This is a genomic window from Pantoea sp. Tr-811 (assembly GCF_011752535.1).
In the GTDB taxonomy this organism is placed as follows: Bacteria; Pseudomonadota; Gammaproteobacteria; order Pseudomonadales; family Pseudomonadaceae; genus Aquipseudomonas.
On the sequence record NZ_VWXJ01000072.1, the window covers coordinates 1 to 414 of the forward strand.

1 protein-coding gene is annotated in these 414 nt (G+C 62.6%); it reads right to left on the reverse strand.

What is annotated here, in order from left to right; translation table 11 throughout:
- Positions 1–414, reverse strand: a 414-nt coding sequence (locus F3J44_RS29475) for an immunoglobulin-like domain-containing protein (protein ID WP_167278015.1), incomplete at both ends; no start/stop codon positions are given.

The following is a 414-nucleotide window of genomic DNA, read 5'->3' on the forward strand; positions in this document are numbered from 1 at the left end:
CACCGGTCACACCGGTGATGCTGTTGGTCAGCGGCACGTTGGTGTTGTAGACGTTGTTCGGGGCAACGAAGTTGACCGAGCCGGAGCTATCACCCACGGCGATGGTGATGGTCTGGCCGTTGGCCAGGCTGATTACCAGCGCTTTCTCGGTTACCGGTGCGGTAACGGTGGCGGTGTACACCACGGTGCCGCCTTCGATCACGCTGCCGGTGGCGGTGAGCGTCACGGTGCTGGTGTCGATGGTATCGGTCACGGCCGTTACAGCCGGGGTGGTGCTGACGTTCAGCTTCTCGAAGTCACCACCGGTGGTGCCGGTGATGGTCGTGCTGACGGTGCTGGCGTCCACGTACACGGTGTTTTTCGGCGCATCGACGGTCACGCTGCCTTCGGTAGCACCTTTGGCGATGGTGATGG